Genomic DNA, 17,185 nt, shown 5'->3' with positions numbered 1-17,185 from the left:
GCCATGTACGCCGATACCCTGCCGCGGCCGGTCACGCTGCATCCGTCCGGGCGGCCTGAAGCCAACCTGCAGCAGGTCGCCCGACGCATCGCCCGGCTGCTGCGGTTCGAGTCGGCGTCGATGAGCGAGGTGCTTGCCGGCACCCGGGCGCGCCTGGGCCACGAGGCGTTCGATACGGCGTTGAACGTCGAGACCCTGGCGGACTGGACGGCGCTCGAAGGTGCCGGCACCGGCGTGGCCCGGGTGGAACTCACCCACGTGACGGACCTCACCGAGTTCCCGTTCGCGGTCGAGGTGCTCGGCAGCGCCGACGGAATCACCGTGGATTTCATCCGGGACCCTGAGCGGGTGTCGGAGGCGCGGGCCGCGGAATTGTCCGAACAGTTCCTCAGCGCGCTCGCCTACCTCTGCCATGCCGACGAACCGCTGGAGCGTTGGCAGGGTTGGAAGGGCCAGCCGGCCAGCGTCGGCGCGCCGTCCGTTGCCGGGGCGCAGCCCGAGCCCGAGCGTGTGCGCAGCTCTTTCGACGAGACGGTGCTCGCCGCCGTGAGCGACATCCTGGGGGATGGCAGCCTGGCGCTGCACCACAACTTTTTCTCCCGCGGCGGCGACTCGATCAGTGCCCTCCAGTTGATTGCGCGGCTGAGGCGGGAGGCGTTGGTGGTCGACCTTGACCGGATCTTCGCCAGCCGGTCGCTCGCCGACATCGCCCACGCCGTCCGTTGCCTGGACGGCCGCCACGACGCGACGCGCCATGCGCCGACCGGGCCAACCGCTCTGGTGCCTGTGCAGCGATGGTTCGCCGAGCAGGTTTGGGCCAACGCCGATCACTGGTGCCTGGGCACCGCCATCGAGATCCGTCGGTCGCTGCGGATGGATGACCTGGCCTCGGCGACCCGGACGGTGCTGGAACGCTATCCGGTCCTGGGCGCGCGGTTCAACGCCGCCGATGGCTATGCGCAGACGATTCCCGAGTCTCCTGTCCATGTGCCGGCCTGCTGCACGGCGGTGACGCTGGACGATGGGGTCGAGCGATCGCAGGACGTGATCCGGGAGACCTTGAACCGCACCATGGCAAGCCTGGACCTGGCCGCGGGCGACCTGTTCCGTACCGTGCTGTTCCGCACGCCGGAGGGCGCCGCCGACCTCCTGGTGGTGCTGGCCCACCACCTTGTCGTGGATGCCGTGTCCCTGCGCATCCTGGTCGAGGACATCCTGCACGTCTGCGCGGGCGGCAACGTCCCTGCGCAAGCCACACCGATGCGCCATTGGGCGCAGCAGCTGGCGGGCGAGGGGCAGTCCTTGAGCGATGAAATCCTGGCGCAGACCGCCTACTGGTCGTCGGTGGTCGGCGCCATTCCGGCGTCGATGCCTTTCGAGCCGCACCGGCAAGCCTGCGGACGCATCCGCACGGTATCGGGCGGGCTGAGCCTCGAGGCCACCAGCGCATTGCTGCGGGATGTGCCGGCGGCCTACGACACCCGCATCAACGACATTCTGGTTTCGGCGCTGGTGCGGGCCTTCTCCGGCTGGCGGGGCAAGGCCGACCTGGCGATCAACCTCGAAGGGCATGGACGCGAGGGTGTCCTGGAGGGCGTCGACATCTCCCGTACGGTGGGATGGTTCACGTCGGTGTTTCCCGTCTGCCTGCATGATCCCCAGGACGGCCCGGCCAGCCTGATCCAGCAAACCAAGCGCACGCTGGCGCAGATTCCGCAACGGGGCATCGGCTACGGGATGCTGCGTTACCTGCGCAAGGAAGCCGCGGTCATTCCTCCCGTGGAGCCCATGGTGCAGTTCAACTACCTGGGGCAATGGGACAACGTGTCCTTCGACGACCCGGACGTGTCGATGCCGTCGGCCGCGATCCTGAGCCTCATCGACCAAGCGTCGGTCGATCCGCGCAACAGGCGCCAGCATGCACTGGAAATCGAAGCGCGGATCGTCCAGGGGCGCCTGGAGACCGATTGGCACTTCGACGAGGGGGTCGTGTCGTCCGGCGAGGCGCAGGCGTTCGTCCAGCGCTATTGCGCCGCGCTGAACGCACTCATCGACCACTGTCGCTCGGGCGTCATGGTGCGCGCGCCGTCCGACTATCCCGATGCCGACCTGACGGCGGACGAACTCAAGGGGCTGATCGACACGGCGGGGGCGGTGCCGACGGAGATCTACCCCTTGTCCGCCAGCCAAAAGGGAATCCTGTTCCAGCACCTGGTCAGTGACGACGATGTCTACATCCTGCAATACGTCCTGGACATCGCCGGTGAGATCGACCCGGCGCTGCTGGAAGCGGCGTGGCGGGTGGTGGCCGGGCGTCATCCGATCCTTCGCAGCGGCTTCTACTGGGACGCGGTCGCCGGACCGGTGCAGTACGTTTTGCAGAGCGACAGGAGCGTCTGGTCCATCGTGGCGGGCAGCACCGACCCTGCGGCGCTCGAACGCCTGATGGCCAGCGAGCGCTCGCACGGCTTCGATCTCGGGACGCCGGCGCTGACGCGCTTCGCATTGCTGTCCGACGGAGGGCAGGCCCACAGGCTGATCTGGACCTACCACCACATCCTGATGGACGGCTGGTGCGTGGCCAGAGTCATCAAAGAGCTTTTTGGCGCTTACGATCAGCTGGTCAGGGGCGACCGCCCTGAGCCGGCCTTTGGCCGCGTCTACCGCGACTACATCCAATGGCTGACCCGACAAGGCCCCCGGGAACACCGCCCCTTCTGGAAGGGCTACCTGACGGGCGTCAGGCCCTGCCTCTACTCGAGCCCGGTCGCCTACCGGCCTGCCGGGCACGACGCCCGTCACGTCCACCGCTTCACGCTAGGGCGCGACCTGTCGCGTCGCATCGAAGGTTTCTGCACGGAGCACGGAGTGACCGTCGCCGTCGCCTTCCAGTGGATCTGGGCACAGGTTCTCGCACAGGGCACGGGCAACCTCACGCCGGTCTTCGGCTGGGCGATATCCGGCAGGCCCGCTGACCTTGAGGGCGCCGAACAGATCATCGGGCTCATGACATCGGTCGTGCCCTGCAAGGTCGATGTCGCCGCGCCGCTGTCCGGAGCGGGCATTCGCGGGCTGCAGCGCAGCAACGCCGCCTTGCAGGAAGAGGGGCATGTCTCCATGAGCCACTTCAAGGCAGCGGCTGGCCTGACTCAGGAGGAGGAACTCTTCAATACGGTCCTGGTGATCGAGAACTTCGAGCTTCAGGACAACCTGCCGGCGGGCGAGCGCTACCGGGTGAACCGTCTGGAATGGGTCGAGCGCTCTGAGTTTCCTCTGGTGCTGGGCGTGATCCCTTCGGACGACGTCCTGATCGAACTCAACTTCGACCGCGAAAGATTTTGCGTTGCGCAAATGGCCGATCTTCAGGAAAGGATTGTTCTTGAAGCCGACCGACTGTCTTCTCTTGGAAATGGATACCTGGAGCATGATGCAAGTTTACGGTGCGAATCAGTGTCATAAGTTGGAACGCTTCATCGGCGACGTACCGGTCTACCTGAAGATCGAAGGACTGAATCCGGCAGGCTCCATAAAGCTCAAGACGGCGGTGTCCTTGATCGAGGAAAGCGAAAGGCTGGGGTTTCTTTCGCCGGGGAGAAAGGTCATCGAGTCCAGTTCGGGGAATCTGGGCATCGCGCTGGCGATCATCTGTGCGCAGCGCGGCTACCCGTTCACCTGCGTGACGGATCCCAATGTCAATCAGGTGAGCGTCAATCTGATGCGGGCGTATGGCGCACAGGTGATCGTCTGCGACACCCGTGACGGCAACGGCGGTTTCCTCGGGGCGCGGATCGCCCTGATCAAGGACATGATCCGGAAGGATCCGGCGTACTTCTGGACCAACCAGTACGCGAACCCGGCCAATCCGCTGGCCCATTACAACCTCACCGCCCCCGAAGTGTTGCAGTCGCGCCCGGACTGCAAGTGGCTCTTCGTGGGGGCGGGCACGACCGGAACGCTGACCGGGTGCGCGCGCTACCTGCGGGACAAGGCGCCCGGCGTGAAGCTCGTCGCCGTCGATACCGTCGGTTCGATCAACTTTCAGGATGTGCCGCAAAAACGCCTGATCCCCGGGCTGGGCACCAGCCGGCGCCCGGAGATCCTGGACCGCGGGCTGATCGAGCACATCGAGTTCGTCGATGAAGTCGAAACGATCCGCATGTGCCGCAGCGTCGCGCAGGACTATGGCCTGCTGCTCGGCGGCTCCACCGGAACCGTGCTGGCGGCGGTCAAGCGCTTGGGCGCGCAGATTCCGGCGGGTGAGGAAGTGGTCGTCATTAGCCCGGACATGGGTGAGCGCTACCTGGAGACGATCTACTCGGACAAATGGTGTGACGCCAACTTCGGCGACCGGCTGTACCAGCATGCCCTGGTCGGCTGACGCCGCCTTGAGGACGCCGGCCGTACCCCCTGCTCAATTTCCTGAATGGAAGGATCCCATCTTGCCAGAACTTCAGCTCCCTCCCGACGGCGTCGCCGAGCCCCGACTCTTTCTCGAACTGTGGCGCCAGTCCAGCCGTGACTACCGCGACGCGCCGGCCATCGAAAGCGACGGCACCCTTTACAGCTACGGGCAAATCGATTCGCAAAGCGATCAGGTCGCTGGCTGCCTGGCCCGGAACGGCCTGGGCCCAGGCGAGGTGGTCGCCATCGGTATCGCACGGGGCAAGGACCTGCTGGTCGCGATGTTGGGGGTCATGAAAAGCGGGGCGGCCTTTTTCCTGTTCGAGCCGGACGCTCCGCCCGCACGGCTGTCCATGCAGTTCGGGATGGCCCGGCCCGGCCTGGTCCTGGTGGCGGACGCCCAAGACCCGGCGGAGCACGCCGCCCATGGCGCGCCGAGGGTGATGAGCCTGGACGCCGTGCCGGACTCGCCGGTCGAAGGATTCGTGGGGCCGGACATCGCTTCCAGCTCGCTCGCCTACATCATCTTTACCTCCGGCTCTACCGGCCAGCCCAAGGGCGTTCTGGTGCCCCACCGCGGCATCGGCAACCTGGCCCGTCATTCGGTGACCTACGGCATCGGGCCGGGCAGTCGGGTGCTGATGTTTTCCCCTGTCTGCTTCGACGCGATCATCGCCGAGACCGTGATGACGCTGCACGCGGGCGGTTGCCTGGTGGCGGTCGCGGACGAGGAGCTCAAGGATTTCGACCGGCTCCAGGAACTGCTGTGCCACCGCCGGATCGATGTCGCCACGTTGCCGCCTTCGCTGGTGTCGTTGCTGCCGCCCGACCTTGCGCTCAGCCTGTCGACGCTGGTGGTCGCGGGTGAGCGGTGCAGCCAGGACGTGATCGCCACTTGGTCCGGCAAAACCCGGCTGCTCAACGCCTACGGGCCCTCCGAGGCCACGGTCGCGGCCACGGTGAAGCTGTGTGGCGCCGACACCTCGCCCGCGAACATCGGCCGGGCGCTCGCCAATGTGACGGTGCGTGTGCTGAACGAGCGGATGGAGCCGGTGGGCGTCGATGAAGTGGGCGAGATCTGCATCTCGGGCGTGAGCGTCGCCGACGGTTATCTGGGGTTGGCGGATCTGACCGCCGCCCGGTTCGTCGGCGGCGGGGACGGGGGGCACGCACGTGTCTTCCGGACGGGGGACTATGCCAGGCTCGACCGCCAGGGCGACATTCTGTTCGAGGGACGCAGGGACGATCTGATCAAGGTCAACGGCAACAGGATCGAACTCGCCGAAATCGAAGCGTGCGCTATGGCTTCGGCGCAGGTCGACGCTTGTCACGCCTGCAACGCTGGCGGCAGCGGCGCACCGGTGAGCCTCGCGCTGTTCTTCGTGCCAGCGGGCGGGGCCGACGCCGCTGCGGTCGAGGCGGCCTTGCGGGACAGGATTGCCCGGAACCTGCCCCAGTACTTCATGCCCGCCCGCTTTCTCGCCCTCGACGCATTGCCTCGCAGCCCGGCGGGCAAGGTCGACCGGACGGCGCTGCTTGAGCGACTCAAGGCCGAGCAGGCCGGTGCCCCTGCGGCGCCCATGAACGGCCGTGAAGAGGCCCTGGCCTTGCTCTGGAGCCAGATCCTCGGGCGCCCGGTCGAAGACCGCGACGCGAATTTCTTTGCCCTCGGCGGCAACTCGTTGCTGGCCATGCGGCTTGTCGCGCTCATGAAACGCAGCGGTTTCCAGGTACCACTGAAGCGCCTGTTCAGTGCGCCGACGTTGTCGCAAATGGCTTGCCTGATGGAGGATTGAAGGATGCCTGGAAAAGGGCTGAACCCGTACCAACGGTATTACTGGAGCGCTTCAAGCGCCTACGACCTTCCGCAAGCCGCTTGCGTGAGCATCGGCTTTGTCCTGGACGGGGAGCTGGATGTCCCGCGGTTCGGCCGGGCGATCGACGCGGTGGTGAATCGTCATGAACAGCTGAAGTCGGTTTTCCTCGAAACGCAAGCGGGGGTGCGCCGCTTTCCCCAGTCGGATGTGAGCGGTGTCCTGCAGGTGGGGGACGCACCGTTCGACCTGGCGCAGACCGAGGCCAGCATCGAAGCCTTGTGCCGGATACCGTTCGACCTGAGCGTCGACATCCCGTTCAGGGCCTACCTGAAGCCGGTCGGCCAAGGCAGGTACCTGTTCGCGTTGATCATCCACCATGTCGTGGTCGACTCCTGGTCGCTCGAGGTGATCCTGGATGACCTGGCCCGCGCCTACGCCCGGGCTGAATCCGGAGGCAGCGGGCCGCTGCTCTCTCCCTTGACGTTCGATCACGAAACGCTGGCGGCGCCCCTGGGGGCCGATGAGCGCCGCCTGCAGGCGCAGTTCTGGCGCGAGAGCCTCGAGGGGGCGGCGATCCCCGTGATTCCTGGCCTCGTCGATGGCCTGGGCGAACAAGGGAAATCGACGTTCGATGTGATCACGCCCCGGGACGAGGTCCGCGAGGCGCTCGACCGGCTTTGCCAGCGGTTGGATGTCACGCCGTTCGTGGTCTACACCGCCGTGGCGTCCATCGCCTTGGCCCGCTTTTGCGCAACCGCTGACCTGGTGATCCAGACCAACGTGACGCCCCGCTGGACGGAGGGCACGGAAACCGTCGTGTCCTACCTGTCTGCGCGGATCCCCCTGCGACTTCGCGTCGCCCCTGAAGTGACGCCGGACGCGCACGTCCTGGAGGTGGCGGACGCGCTCTACGGAACCTTCGAGAACGTCGGCCTGAACATCGGCGAGATCCTGGCCGAGTCCAGCCTCAAACAGGGTCTGCCCATCCACATCGGCGCCGAAAGCCCGTTCGAGGGCTGGGATCTTGAGAACGTCGCCGTGTCCCAGGTCCAATTGCCGGACTTCCAGCCCTGGCCCCTGTTCCTATGGGTGCCTGCCGCGACCGGTCATTCGTTCATCAAGCTTCAGTACCAGGCCGACAGGATCAGCGCCGAGCACATGGGGCAACTCAAGCGCCTGCTCGACGAGACCCTGGAACGGTTCGTCCTGTCGGAACGGCAGGCGCCTGCCGTTGCAGGCGCCCTGAATCATCTCACTCTCCAGTAAACCCTCCACGGAAGGCCGCAAACATGTCGTCCCATCCCCTGACCATCGTCTCCGGCGCCCAGATCGCCGCGCTCATGCCCTCGTTGCGGGCGGACATCCTGAGCCTGGTCGAAACCACCTATCTGCAGCATGACGCCGGGCTGACCAACAATCCCGACAGTTATTTCCTGCGCTTCGCGGACCGCCAGGCGGACCGCATCATCGCTCTGCCGGCGGCCATCGCCGGCGACTCACCCGTTTCCGGGATCAAGTGGATCGCCAGCTATCCGGGGAACATCGAGCGCAACCTGCAGCGGGCTTCGGCGGTGCTGCTGCTCAACGACTACGAGACCGGCTATCCCGTGGCCTGCCTGGAGGCCTCGCAGATCAGCGCCGCGCGCACGGCCGCCTCGGCAGTCATCGCCGCCCGGGCGCTGAGCGCCGGGCGCCGCCCTGCCATGACCATCGCCTTCGTGGGCGCCGGCGTCATTGCCAGGGCGATCTTCGATTTCTTCATGGCGGACGGCTGGACGTTCGGGCAAGTCAACGTGTTCGACCTCGATGCCGCTTCGGCCGCCGAGCTCTGCCGGCATGCGCAAGCGCAGGGCAGCCACAACGCACAAGCCGCGCAAGACCTGGAGAGCGCCATCGAAGGCGCCGGGATCGTCGTGTTCGCCACCAACGCGGGGCAGCCCTATGTGACAGGGGACTCGGTGTTCGCGCCGGGGCAGATCGTTCTGAACGTCTCGCTGCGCGACATCGGTCCGGACATCATCTGGCGGTCGTTCAACATCTTCGATGACGTCGAGCACTGCATGAAGGCCAACACGTCACCGCACCTGACCGAACAGAAGTACGGCGACCGCTCCTTCGTCAACGGCACGCTCGCCGATGTCCTGAACCACCCGGAGCAGGTGGACCGCTCGCGCCCCCTGATCTTCTCGCCCTTCGGGTTGGGGGTCCTGGACATTGCGGTGGGCAAGCTGTTCGTCGAACGGTGCCTGGAAACGGGGAGGCATACCTGCATCCCGGACTTCATTCCCGATACGCGGCGCTGGGCGCCGGCCGCCGGCTGACCGGCCGTTCGCCACAGCCATCCATTCCAGGGAGGAACGACCCGATGCAAAACAAGAAATGCATGATCATCGGTTTCAACGACTTTTCGTTCGAAGAGTATTGCCAGATGCTTGACCAGCTCGCGCCGGACGCTGCGGCGAAGCGCGACCTGCGGCTGGCGTTCGTCGATTACGACGGGGAGCGGTGCCACGCCCTAGGCGTCCTGAACAAGACCCGCAGGATGCAAGGCCTGAGTGACCTGAACCTCAACAACGCCGATTTCCTGTGGCCCGTGGTGATGGTGTTGGGCTCCTACCTGGAAAAGCACGCAATCGCCTTCGATTACGTGAACCTGTTCCAGCACGAAAAGGACGTCCTGGCGCAGAAGCTCAGCACCGGCGACTTCAGCACCGTGGTCATCACCACGACCCTTTACGTGATGCCGCACCCGGTGCAGGAAATCGTGGATTTCGTGCGCGCCTGCGCGCCGCAGGTCCGGATCATCATTGGCGGCCCCTATATCAGCGGACTGTTCAAGGCCCACGAGCGCGACATGCTTGGCGACTATCTGAGCGTCCTGGGCGGTGACATCTACATCAACAGCAACGAGGGCGAGGACACGCTGCGGCAGGTGCTGGAGGCCGTGAACGCAGGCCGTCCCGTGGCGGGCCTGAGCCGCACGGCGGTGATGGAGGGCGACGGTTGGGTGTTCGGGGCGGACGAGCCCGAATACAACGAACTGAAGGAGAACTTCGTCAACTACCGGTTGTTCCAGCCCAGGGGCATCGGGCGTTTCCTGTCGACGCGCACGGCCAAGTCCTGTCCCTATTCCTGCGCCTTCTGCGGATTCCCGCAACGGGCCGGCAAGTACCGCTACCTGTCCACCGCCGACGTGGAGCGGGAACTGGACGCGATCAAGGCCATCGGCACCGTGGACACGGTCACGTTCCTGGACGACACGTTCAACGTGCCCAAGCAACGGTTCCGCGAAATCATGCAGATGATGATCGACAACCGATACGGTTTTAAGTGGAACTCGTTCTACCGTTCAGACCAGGGCGATGAGCAGACCATTGAGCTGATGGCGCGGGCTGGGTGCGAAGGTGTGTTTCTGGGCATCGAGTCGGCCTCCGACAAGATGCTCGCCCTGATGCGCAAGACCTCGCGCAGAAAGAACTACGAGCAGGCGATCACGGCGTTCCGCGCTGCCGGCATCGCGACGCACGCTTCCTTCATCATCGGGTTTCCCGGGGAAACCCTGGAAACGGTGCAGGAGAGCCTGGACTTCATCGAGACCTTCCGACCGGACACCTTCCGTGCCCAGGTGTGGTACTGCGATCCGTTGACCCCCATCTGGAACGACCGGGAGAAGTACGGGATCACAGGGGCGGGGTTCGACTGGGCCCACGCCACGATGGACAGCGAGCAGGCGGCGTCCATCACCGAGCGGTTCTTCCTCACGGCCGAGCACTCGACCTGGCTGCCGCAGTTCGGCTTCGAGCAGTGGAGCCTGTTCTACCTGCACCGTATGGGCATGGAGAAACGCAACATCCTCGGTTATCTGGACGGGTTCAATGCGGCGGTGAAACATCAATTGTTGCACGGGGACGATGCGCCCCTGCCGGATCCGGTCACGGAGCGCTTCCGGTTCAGCGCGGCGCTACCGGCCCAGGCGCCGCGCGTCGGCGCGGTCAGCCTTTCCAGGGCGGCCGCCGTGCGGTTCAAGCAAGCCGAGGCGCGCTTGCGGGAAACCGCGAGGCGGGTGGATCCCGACCCGGCACACGCCTTGGGCGTGCAGACCGGCAAGCAGACGCAGACGCCGGTCATGGGCGTTGCGCAAAGGGACCGCGGCGCTGATCCGGACGTCGGCGTGGCCGTGCAGTTTCTCAGGCAGGCCTCGAAGACGCTGGGCAGCGACCGTTTCCTGGTGCAGTGGATCGACGGCGAGGGTGAGCGGCTGATCGCCGTCGACGCGCTCGCCGGGTGCAGCGATGAGGCGCTCTGCGCCGATGTGTCGGCATCGTTGGCCCGGGCGTCCCGTCTCGACAGCCATGAACGGTACCTGCTATCGCGCCATTCACGGCTGCGTGCCGCTGGCATCGTTGCGCATCAGCCAGTGCTCAAGGTCTTCGCAGGCGTGCCGCACGCTGAGGCCTGCCTGGACAGCGCTCCCTACATGCACCTGGTGCTTTCGCGTTCCGGCCACGAAGGTCGCGTCGCCAGCGCGCTCACCAATTTCGTCCGGTGGACGGATGCCCGCCAGGACGCTGACCGCGCCGGCGAGGCCGAGGAGCCGCTGGTGATCCTCAAGGCGCAATAGAAGCCTGGCGCAGCGCGGTCGGGGAGGGGAGCGTGCGGTTCATCCCGGGCTCCCCTGGCTGGCGGGAGAGGCCGGTCAGCCTTGCAGGGCGGCCTTCTTGCGCGCTTCGCGTTCGAGGGCGGCGGCCCGCAACTGTTCGGCGATGCGGGTTTCGATGCGCTCCTCGATAAGCCTGACGAACAGGCCGTTGCCTTTGAGGGCCGGCGCGATTTCATACGCGTGCCCGTCGGGATCCCGTGCCCAGTAGCCGGCGTCGATCAAGGTGCGGCGCAGCTCGACGATGTCGCTGCGCAGCATGGGGGCGAAGCGTGAGCGCCACTGGTCCAGCGCGACGGTGGCCTCGCGCTCGCTGTAGCGTTTGCCGGGCGACAACGCGGCGCTGACGTAAAGCAGCAGGGCGGCCAGTTCCTGGCGGTTCAGGCGGCCCAGTGTCAGCCCGTTCTTTTTGCTCAGGTGCGTCAGGGTCGCGACGCACTGGTCGAAATCGTTGGGAAACTCCTTGTCCATGTCTTGCTCCTTGGGTCTGAGGGATCGGTGCGGTGCCGCCGACGCAGGGCAGCACGGCAGCCAGTATGGCACTGGCCATCGGCCGATGGGGCGCTCCGGTCTGCGCCATTCGGCGGCGAAAAAAAACCCTTCTGCCCGACCGATGCGCAATCGAGACAGAAGGGGGGGGTAACGCTTCAACGACAGGGCGAGCCTTATCGGCCCGCCGGATCCGCTAGGCCGCGCCGTCGAGGAACTGCTCGGCGTAGTGGCAAGCCACCTGGCGCGTGTCGAGCTGGCGCAGGGCCGGCTCCTCGGTGCTGCACCGCTCGGTGGCGTACGGGCAGCGCTTGTGGAAGGCGCAGCCGGGCGGCGGGTTCAGCGGGTTGGGCAGCTCGCCGGCGATCTTGATCTTCGGTTTGTCCGGGTCCGGGTGGATGGCCGGGGTCGCCGAGAGCAGGGCCTGGGTGTAAGGGTGCAGGGGACGGTTGTAGATGTCCTCCTTGGGCCCCATTTCCACCGGCCGGCCCAGGTACATCACCAGTACCTGGTCGGCGACGTGGCGCACCACCGCCAGGTTGTGCGAGATGAAGACGTAGGCGGTGTTGAATTCCTGCTGCAGGTCCATGAACAGGTTCAGCACCTGGGCCTGGATCGACACGTCCAGGGCCGAGGTCGGTTCGTCTGCCACCAGTACCTTGGGTTGCAGCATCATCGCCCGGGCCAGGGCGATGCGCTGGCGCTGGCCGCCGGAGAACATGTGTGGATAGCGCTGGTAATGCTCGGGGCGCAGGCCCACCTGCTTCATCATCGCCTGGACTTTCTCGCGGCGCTCGGTGGCCGACAGCTGGGTGTTGATCAGCAGCGGCTCGGCCAGCTGGTCACCGATCTTCTGCCGTGGGTTGAGCGAGGCATAGGGGCTCTGGAACACCATCTGCACGTCGCGGCGCAGTTGCTTGCGCTGCGCCTTGGTGGCGCCCTTGACCTCATGGCCGGCGATTTGCAACGAGCCCGAGGATGGCTCCTCGATCAGGGTCAGGGCCCGGGCCAGGGTGGATTTGCCGCACCCGGATTCGCCCACCACGGCCAGGGTCTTGCCGGCCTCCAGTTCGAAGGACACGCCATTGAGCGCGCGGACGGTGGCATGGCCCTTGAACAGGCCCCGGGACACTTCGTAGTGACGGGTCAGGTCGCGGGCGGTAAGAACGACGGCCATTACGCCACCTCCTGGTTGAGCGGGTAGAAGCAGCGCACCAGGCTGGCGGCTTGCGGATCGAGGCTGGGCCGCTGCTGGCGGCAGTTTTCCTGGACGTAGGGGCAGCGTGGCGATAGCAGGCAGCCCTGGGGCCGGTCATAGCGGCCGGGAACGATGCCCGGCAGGGTCGAGAGCCGCGAGGCTCCGAGGCTGTGCTCGGGAATCGCCGCCAGCAGGGCTTCGCTGTAGGGGTGTGCGGGGATGTCGAACAGCTCCGGCACCTTGCCCACTTCCACGGCCTGGCCGGCGTACATCACGCAGACGCGCTGGGCGGTCTCGGCCACCACGGCCAGGTCGTGGGTGATCAGCACCAGGCCCATGTTCTGCTCTTTCTGCAGGCTCAGCAGCAGGTCCATGATCTGTGCCTGGATGGTCACGTCCAGGGCGGTGGTCGGTTCATCGGCGATCAGCAGCTTGGGTTCGCCGGCGATGGCCATGGCGATCGCCACGCGCTGGCTCATGCCACCGGACAGCTGGTGTGGGTAGGCGTCCATGCGGCTGGCGGCGCCCGGGATCTCGACCTTCTCCAGCAGTTCGATGGCGCGCTTGCGGGCGGCCTTGCCGGACATCTTCAGGTGCAGGCGCAGCACTTCCTCGATCTGGAAGCCCACGGTGTAGCTGGGGTTCAGTGCGGTCATCGGGTCCTGGAAGACCATGGCCAGGTCCTTGCCGACGATCTGCCGGCGCTGGCGGGCACTGAGCTTGAGCATGTCCTTGCCGTCGAAGGTCAGGGCGTCGGCGGTGACGATGCCGGGATGCTCGATCAGGCCCATCAGGGCCATCATGGTCACCGATTTGCCGGAGCCGGACTCGCCGACGATGGCCAGTACTTCGCCCTTGTCGACCTTGAGGTCCAGGCCATCCACCACGGGAACGGCCTTGGCGTCGCCGAAACGGACATTGAGATTCTTGATTTCTAACAGTGACATGGGAATCTCCTCAGGCGGCATTCTTGAGCTTCGGATCCAGCGCATCGCGCAGGCCGTCGCCCATCAGGTTGATTGCCAGCACGCTGAGCAAAATGGTCAGGCCGGGCAGGCTCACGACCCACCAGGCGCGTTCGATGTAGTCGCGGGCCGAGGCCAGCATGGTGCCCCACTCGGGGGTAGGCGGCTGGACGCCGAGGCCGAGGAAGCCCAGGGCGGCGGCGTCGAGGATCGCCGAGGAGAAGCTCAGGGTGGCCTGGACGATCAGCGGTGCCATGCAGTTGGGCAGCACGGTGATGAACATCAGGCGCGGCAGGCCGGCACCGGCCAGGCGGGCGGCGGTCACGTAGTCGCGGTTGAGTTCGCCCATCACCGCGGCGCGGGTCAGGCGCACATAGGACGGCAGCGAGACCACGGCAATGGCGATCACGGTGTTGATCAGCCCTGGGCCGAGGATGGCGACGATGGCCACGGCCAGCAGCAGCGAAGGCAGGGCCAGCATGATGTCCATCAGGCGCATGATGCTCGGGCCCAGCAGGCGTGGGAAGAAACCGGCGAACAGGCCCAGCAGGATCCCCGGGATCAGCGACATCACCACCGACGACAGGCCGATCAGCAGCGACAGGCGCGAACCCTGGATCAGCCGCGAGAGCAGGTCGCGGCCCAGTTCGTCGGTACCCAGCAGGAACTGCATCTGCCCGCCTTCGAGCCAGGCGGGTGGGGTCAGCAGGAAGTCGCGGTATTGCTCGCTGGGGTTATGTGGCGCTACCCAGGGGGCGAAGATCGCGCAGAACACCACCAGCAGCATGAACAGCAAGCCGGCCACGGCGCCCTTGTTGCGGGAGAAGTGCTGCCAGAATTCTTTGTAGACGGACGGGTAAAGCAGGCTTTGATCGACTGCTACCGAGGAAGTTGGAGTACTCATGAGTCTTGGCCTCAGCGCTGATGACGGATGCGTGGGTTGGCAAAGCCGTAGAGGATGTCCACCACGAAGTTGACCATGATCACCAGGCAGGCGATCAACAGGATGCCGTTCTGCACCACGGGATAGTCCCGGGCGCCGATGGCTTCGATCAGCCATTTACCGATGCCGGGCCAGGAAAAGATGGTTTCGGTCAGGACCGCGCCGGCCAGCAGGGTGCCGACTTGCAGGCCGACCACGGTCAGTACCGGGATCAGCGCGTTGCGCAGGCCATGGACGAAGACCACCCGGTTGGGCGACAGGCCCTTGGCCTTGGCGGTACGGATGTAGTCCTCACGCAGCACTTCGAGCATCGAGGAGCGGGTCATCCGCGCGATCACCGCCAAGGGAATGGTGCCCAGCACGATGGCGGGCAGGACCAGGTGTTCCAGGGCATCGACGAAGGCGCCGGTGTCGCCGGCCAGCAGGGTATCGATCAGCATGAAGCCGGTCTTGGGCTCGATGTCGTAGAGCAGGTCGATACGTCCGGAAACCGGGGTCCAGCCCAGGCTCACCGAGAAGAACATGATCAGGATCAGGCCCCACCAGAAGATCGGCATCGAGTAGCCGGCGAGGGAAATTCCCATCACCCCGTGGTCGAACAGCGAGCCGCGCCTGAGGGCGGCGATCACCCCGGCCAGCAGGCCGATGACACCGGCGAACAGCAGGGCGGCCATGGCCAGTTCCAGGGTCGCGGGGAACAGCGAGGAGAACTCGCTCCAGACGCTGGTGCGGGTGCGCAGGGACTCGCCCAGATCGCCATGGGCAAGCTTGCCGATGTAGTCCAGGTACTGGGCATACAGCGGTTTGTTCAATCCAAGGCGTTCCATTGCCTGGGCATGCATCTCGGGGTCGACCCGGCGCTCGCCCATCATGACTTCCACGGGATCGCCGGGAATCATGCGGATCAGGGCGAAGGTCAACAAGGTGATGCCGAAGAATGTGGGAATCAATAACCCCACACGGCGGGCAATAAAACTAAACATCTTCTGAAGTACCTCAATCAGCCGGTTAGGCGTGTCCGCCGCTCCCAGGTCGGGAGCGGCGGGCGTTTCTTATTACTTCACCTGGGTGGTAGCGAAGTTGTTGTTGGTCAGGGGGCTCTGGTGATACCCCTCGACGTTCTTGCGCATGGCGGTGAACATTTTCGGATAGGCCATGGGAATCCAGGGTTGATCCTGCTCAAAGACCAGCAGGGCCTTTTCATAGAGCTCGGCACGCTTGGCCGGTTCAGTGTCGGCGCGGGCCTGGTCGATCAGGTCCTGGAAGGTCTTGTTGCACCAGCGGGCGTAGTTTTCGCCGTTTTTCGCCGCGTCACAACTCAGGTTCGGGGTCAGGAAGTTGTCCGGGTCACCGTTATCCCCGGCCCAGCCGGCGGACACCATGTCGTGTTCGCCGTTCTTCGCGCGCTTGAGCATTTCGCCCCATTCCATCACGCGGATATCCAGCTTGAGGCCGATCTTGGCCAGGTCGGCCTGCATCATCTGCGCGCCCAGCAGTGGGTTGGGGTTGGTCGGGCCGCCGCCGTTGCGGGTGAACAGGGTGATCACCGTGCCTTCGGGCACGCCGGCTTCCTTGAGCAGGGCGCGGGCCTTGTCCAGGTCCCGGGGTGGGTTCTTCAAGCTGCTGTTGAAGCCCAGCAGGGTCGGTGGGTACGGGCCGGTGCCGGCCAAGGCGTTGCCCGGGCCATACAGGCTGTTGAGGTAGGCTTCCTTGTCGAAGGCGATGTTGATCGCCTTGCGTACCCGTACGTCGCTCATGTACTTGCGGGTAGTGTTCATGGCGATGTAGCCGGTGGTCATGGCCGCCAGCTCATCGACCTTCAGGTTCGGGTCGGCCTTGATGCTGGGGATGTCATCGGGTTTGGGATACAGGGCGATCTGGCATTCGTTGGCCTTGAGCTTTTGCAGGCGCACGTTGTTGTCGGTGGTGATCGCCAGGATCAGTGCTTCTGCCGGCGGCTTGCCACGGAAATAGTCCGGGTTGGCCTTGAACCGTACCTGGGCGTCCTTGGCATAGCGGGTGAAGATGAACGGGCCGGTGCCGATCGGCTTGCTGTTGAGCTCCAGGGTCTTGCCTTCCTTGAGCAGCTTGTCGGCGTATTCGGCCGGGAAGATCGACGAGAAGGCCATGGCCAGGTCGGCCAGGAACGGAGCTTCGCGGCGGGTCAGCGTGAAGACCACGGTGTGGTCGTCGACTTTCTCTACGCTCTTGAGCAGTTCCTTGAAGCCCATGCTTTCGAAATAGGGGAAACCCACGCTGGACTTGTCATGCCAGGGGTGCTTCGGGTCCAGCTGGCGCTGGAAGCTCCAGAGCACGTCGTCGGCGTTCATGTCGCGGGTCGGGGTGAAGTAGTCGGTGCTGTGGAACTTGACGCCCTTGCGCAGGTGGAAGGTGTATTGCAGGCCGTCAGGGCTGATTTCCCAGGACTCGGCCAGCGCTGGCCGGATGTCCGTGGTGCCCGGCTTGAAGTCCACCAGCCGGTTGAAAATGGTTTCCGCCGCTGCGTCGGCAGTCACCGCGGTCGTGTACTGGGCCATATCGAAACCTTCCGGGCTGGCTTCGGTACAGACCACCAAGGGTTTGGCCGCGGCGCCCAGGGCGACGCTCAGCAGTGCGGCGCTCATGGCCGCTTTCATGGGTAGCATTTTCATCGAGAACCCCCTTTCGAACGATGGAGCCAGCGTAGCTTGAAGGGCGGACTCGTCATGACTCCGC

12 protein-coding genes are annotated in these 17,185 nt (G+C 65.4%); 6 read left to right on the top strand and 6 right to left on the bottom strand.

The genetic code is table 11. The features are described 5' to 3' along the window. From ACK6AU_RS21230 to ACK6AU_RS21205, 6 genes are all read left to right on the top strand, one after another. Positions 1 to 3,459, top strand: a 3,459-nt coding sequence (locus tag ACK6AU_RS21230; protein ID WP_409301185.1) for a condensation domain-containing protein, incomplete at its 5' end; no start/stop codon positions are given. Further along, positions 3,425 to 4,378 carry a 2,3-diaminopropionate biosynthesis protein SbnA gene (sbnA, locus tag ACK6AU_RS21225; RefSeq protein WP_185699093.1) on the top strand — a complete coding sequence of 318 codons (954 nt, stop codon included), beginning with the start codon at positions 3,425 to 3,427 and terminating at the stop codon, positions 4,376 to 4,378. The genes ACK6AU_RS21230 and sbnA, both read left to right, overlap by 35 nt. 61 nt (positions 4,379 to 4,439) lie before the next feature. Next, positions 4,440 to 6,197: a non-ribosomal peptide synthetase gene (locus tag ACK6AU_RS21220; RefSeq protein ID WP_409301183.1), complete on the top strand. Its 1,758-nt coding sequence runs from the start codon at positions 4,440 to 4,442 to the stop codon at positions 6,195 to 6,197. A gap of 3 nt (positions 6,198 to 6,200) precedes the next feature. Then, the gene (locus ACK6AU_RS21215; protein ID WP_409301181.1) at positions 6,201 to 7,484 is read left to right on the top strand and encodes a condensation domain-containing protein; all 1,284 of its coding nucleotides are present in this window, start codon (positions 6,201 to 6,203) and stop codon (positions 7,482 to 7,484) included. A gap of 23 nt (positions 7,485 to 7,507) precedes the next feature. Further along, positions 7,508 to 8,539: a 2,3-diaminopropionate biosynthesis protein SbnB gene (gene sbnB, locus ACK6AU_RS21210; RefSeq protein WP_409301179.1), complete on the top strand. Its 1,032-nt coding sequence runs from the start codon at positions 7,508 to 7,510 to the stop codon at positions 8,537 to 8,539. A gap of 44 nt (positions 8,540 to 8,583) precedes the next feature. Then, on the top strand, positions 8,584 to 10,839 hold the full coding sequence (locus ACK6AU_RS21205) for a PhpK family radical SAM P-methyltransferase (RefSeq protein ID WP_409301177.1): 2,256 nt from the start codon (positions 8,584 to 8,586) through the stop codon (positions 10,837 to 10,839). A 75-nt stretch (positions 10,840 to 10,914) separates the two neighbouring features. Here ACK6AU_RS21205 and ACK6AU_RS21200 read toward each other — a convergent pair whose 3' ends face one another. The 6 genes from ACK6AU_RS21200 to ACK6AU_RS21175 all read right to left on the bottom strand — a co-directional run bounded on the left by ACK6AU_RS21200 (position 10,915) and on the right by ACK6AU_RS21175 (position 17,121). Further along, positions 10,915 to 11,346, bottom strand: coding sequence for a DUF2087 domain-containing protein (locus ACK6AU_RS21200; protein ID WP_409301175.1), 432 nt, complete (start codon positions 11,344 to 11,346; stop codon positions 10,915 to 10,917). 214 nt (positions 11,347 to 11,560) lie between these two features. Further along, positions 11,561 to 12,541 (bottom strand): peptide ABC transporter ATP-binding protein, encoded by a 981-nt coding sequence (locus ACK6AU_RS21195; protein WP_409301173.1) that lies wholly within the window; start codon positions 12,539 to 12,541, stop codon positions 11,561 to 11,563. Continuing rightward, positions 12,541 to 13,509, bottom strand: a complete 969-nt coding sequence (locus ACK6AU_RS21190; RefSeq protein ID WP_185699100.1) for an ABC transporter ATP-binding protein — start codon at positions 13,507 to 13,509, stop codon at positions 12,541 to 12,543. The genes ACK6AU_RS21195 and ACK6AU_RS21190 overlap by 1 nt, the downstream gene beginning before the upstream one ends. Before the next feature lie 10 nt (positions 13,510 to 13,519). After that, the gene (locus ACK6AU_RS21185; protein WP_185699101.1) at positions 13,520 to 14,431 is read right to left on the bottom strand and encodes an ABC transporter permease subunit; all 912 of its coding nucleotides are present in this window, start codon (positions 14,429 to 14,431) and stop codon (positions 13,520 to 13,522) included. Between the two features lie 11 nt (positions 14,432 to 14,442). After that, positions 14,443 to 15,453 (bottom strand): ABC transporter permease subunit, encoded by a 1,011-nt coding sequence (locus ACK6AU_RS21180; protein ID WP_185699102.1) that lies wholly within the window; start codon positions 15,451 to 15,453, stop codon positions 14,443 to 14,445. Between the two features lie 72 nt (positions 15,454 to 15,525). Continuing rightward, positions 15,526 to 17,121, bottom strand: coding sequence for an ABC transporter substrate-binding protein (locus ACK6AU_RS21175; protein ID WP_185699103.1), 1,596 nt, complete (start codon positions 17,119 to 17,121; stop codon positions 15,526 to 15,528). Positions 17,122 to 17,185 lie beyond the last annotated feature (64 nt).

Origin of the sequence: Pseudomonas sp. KCJK8993 (assembly GCF_046230915.1) — a bacterium.
Classification (GTDB): domain Bacteria; phylum Pseudomonadota; class Gammaproteobacteria; order Pseudomonadales; family Pseudomonadaceae; genus Aquipseudomonas; species Aquipseudomonas piscis.
This window is presented reverse-complemented; position numbering and strand designations above follow the sequence as displayed.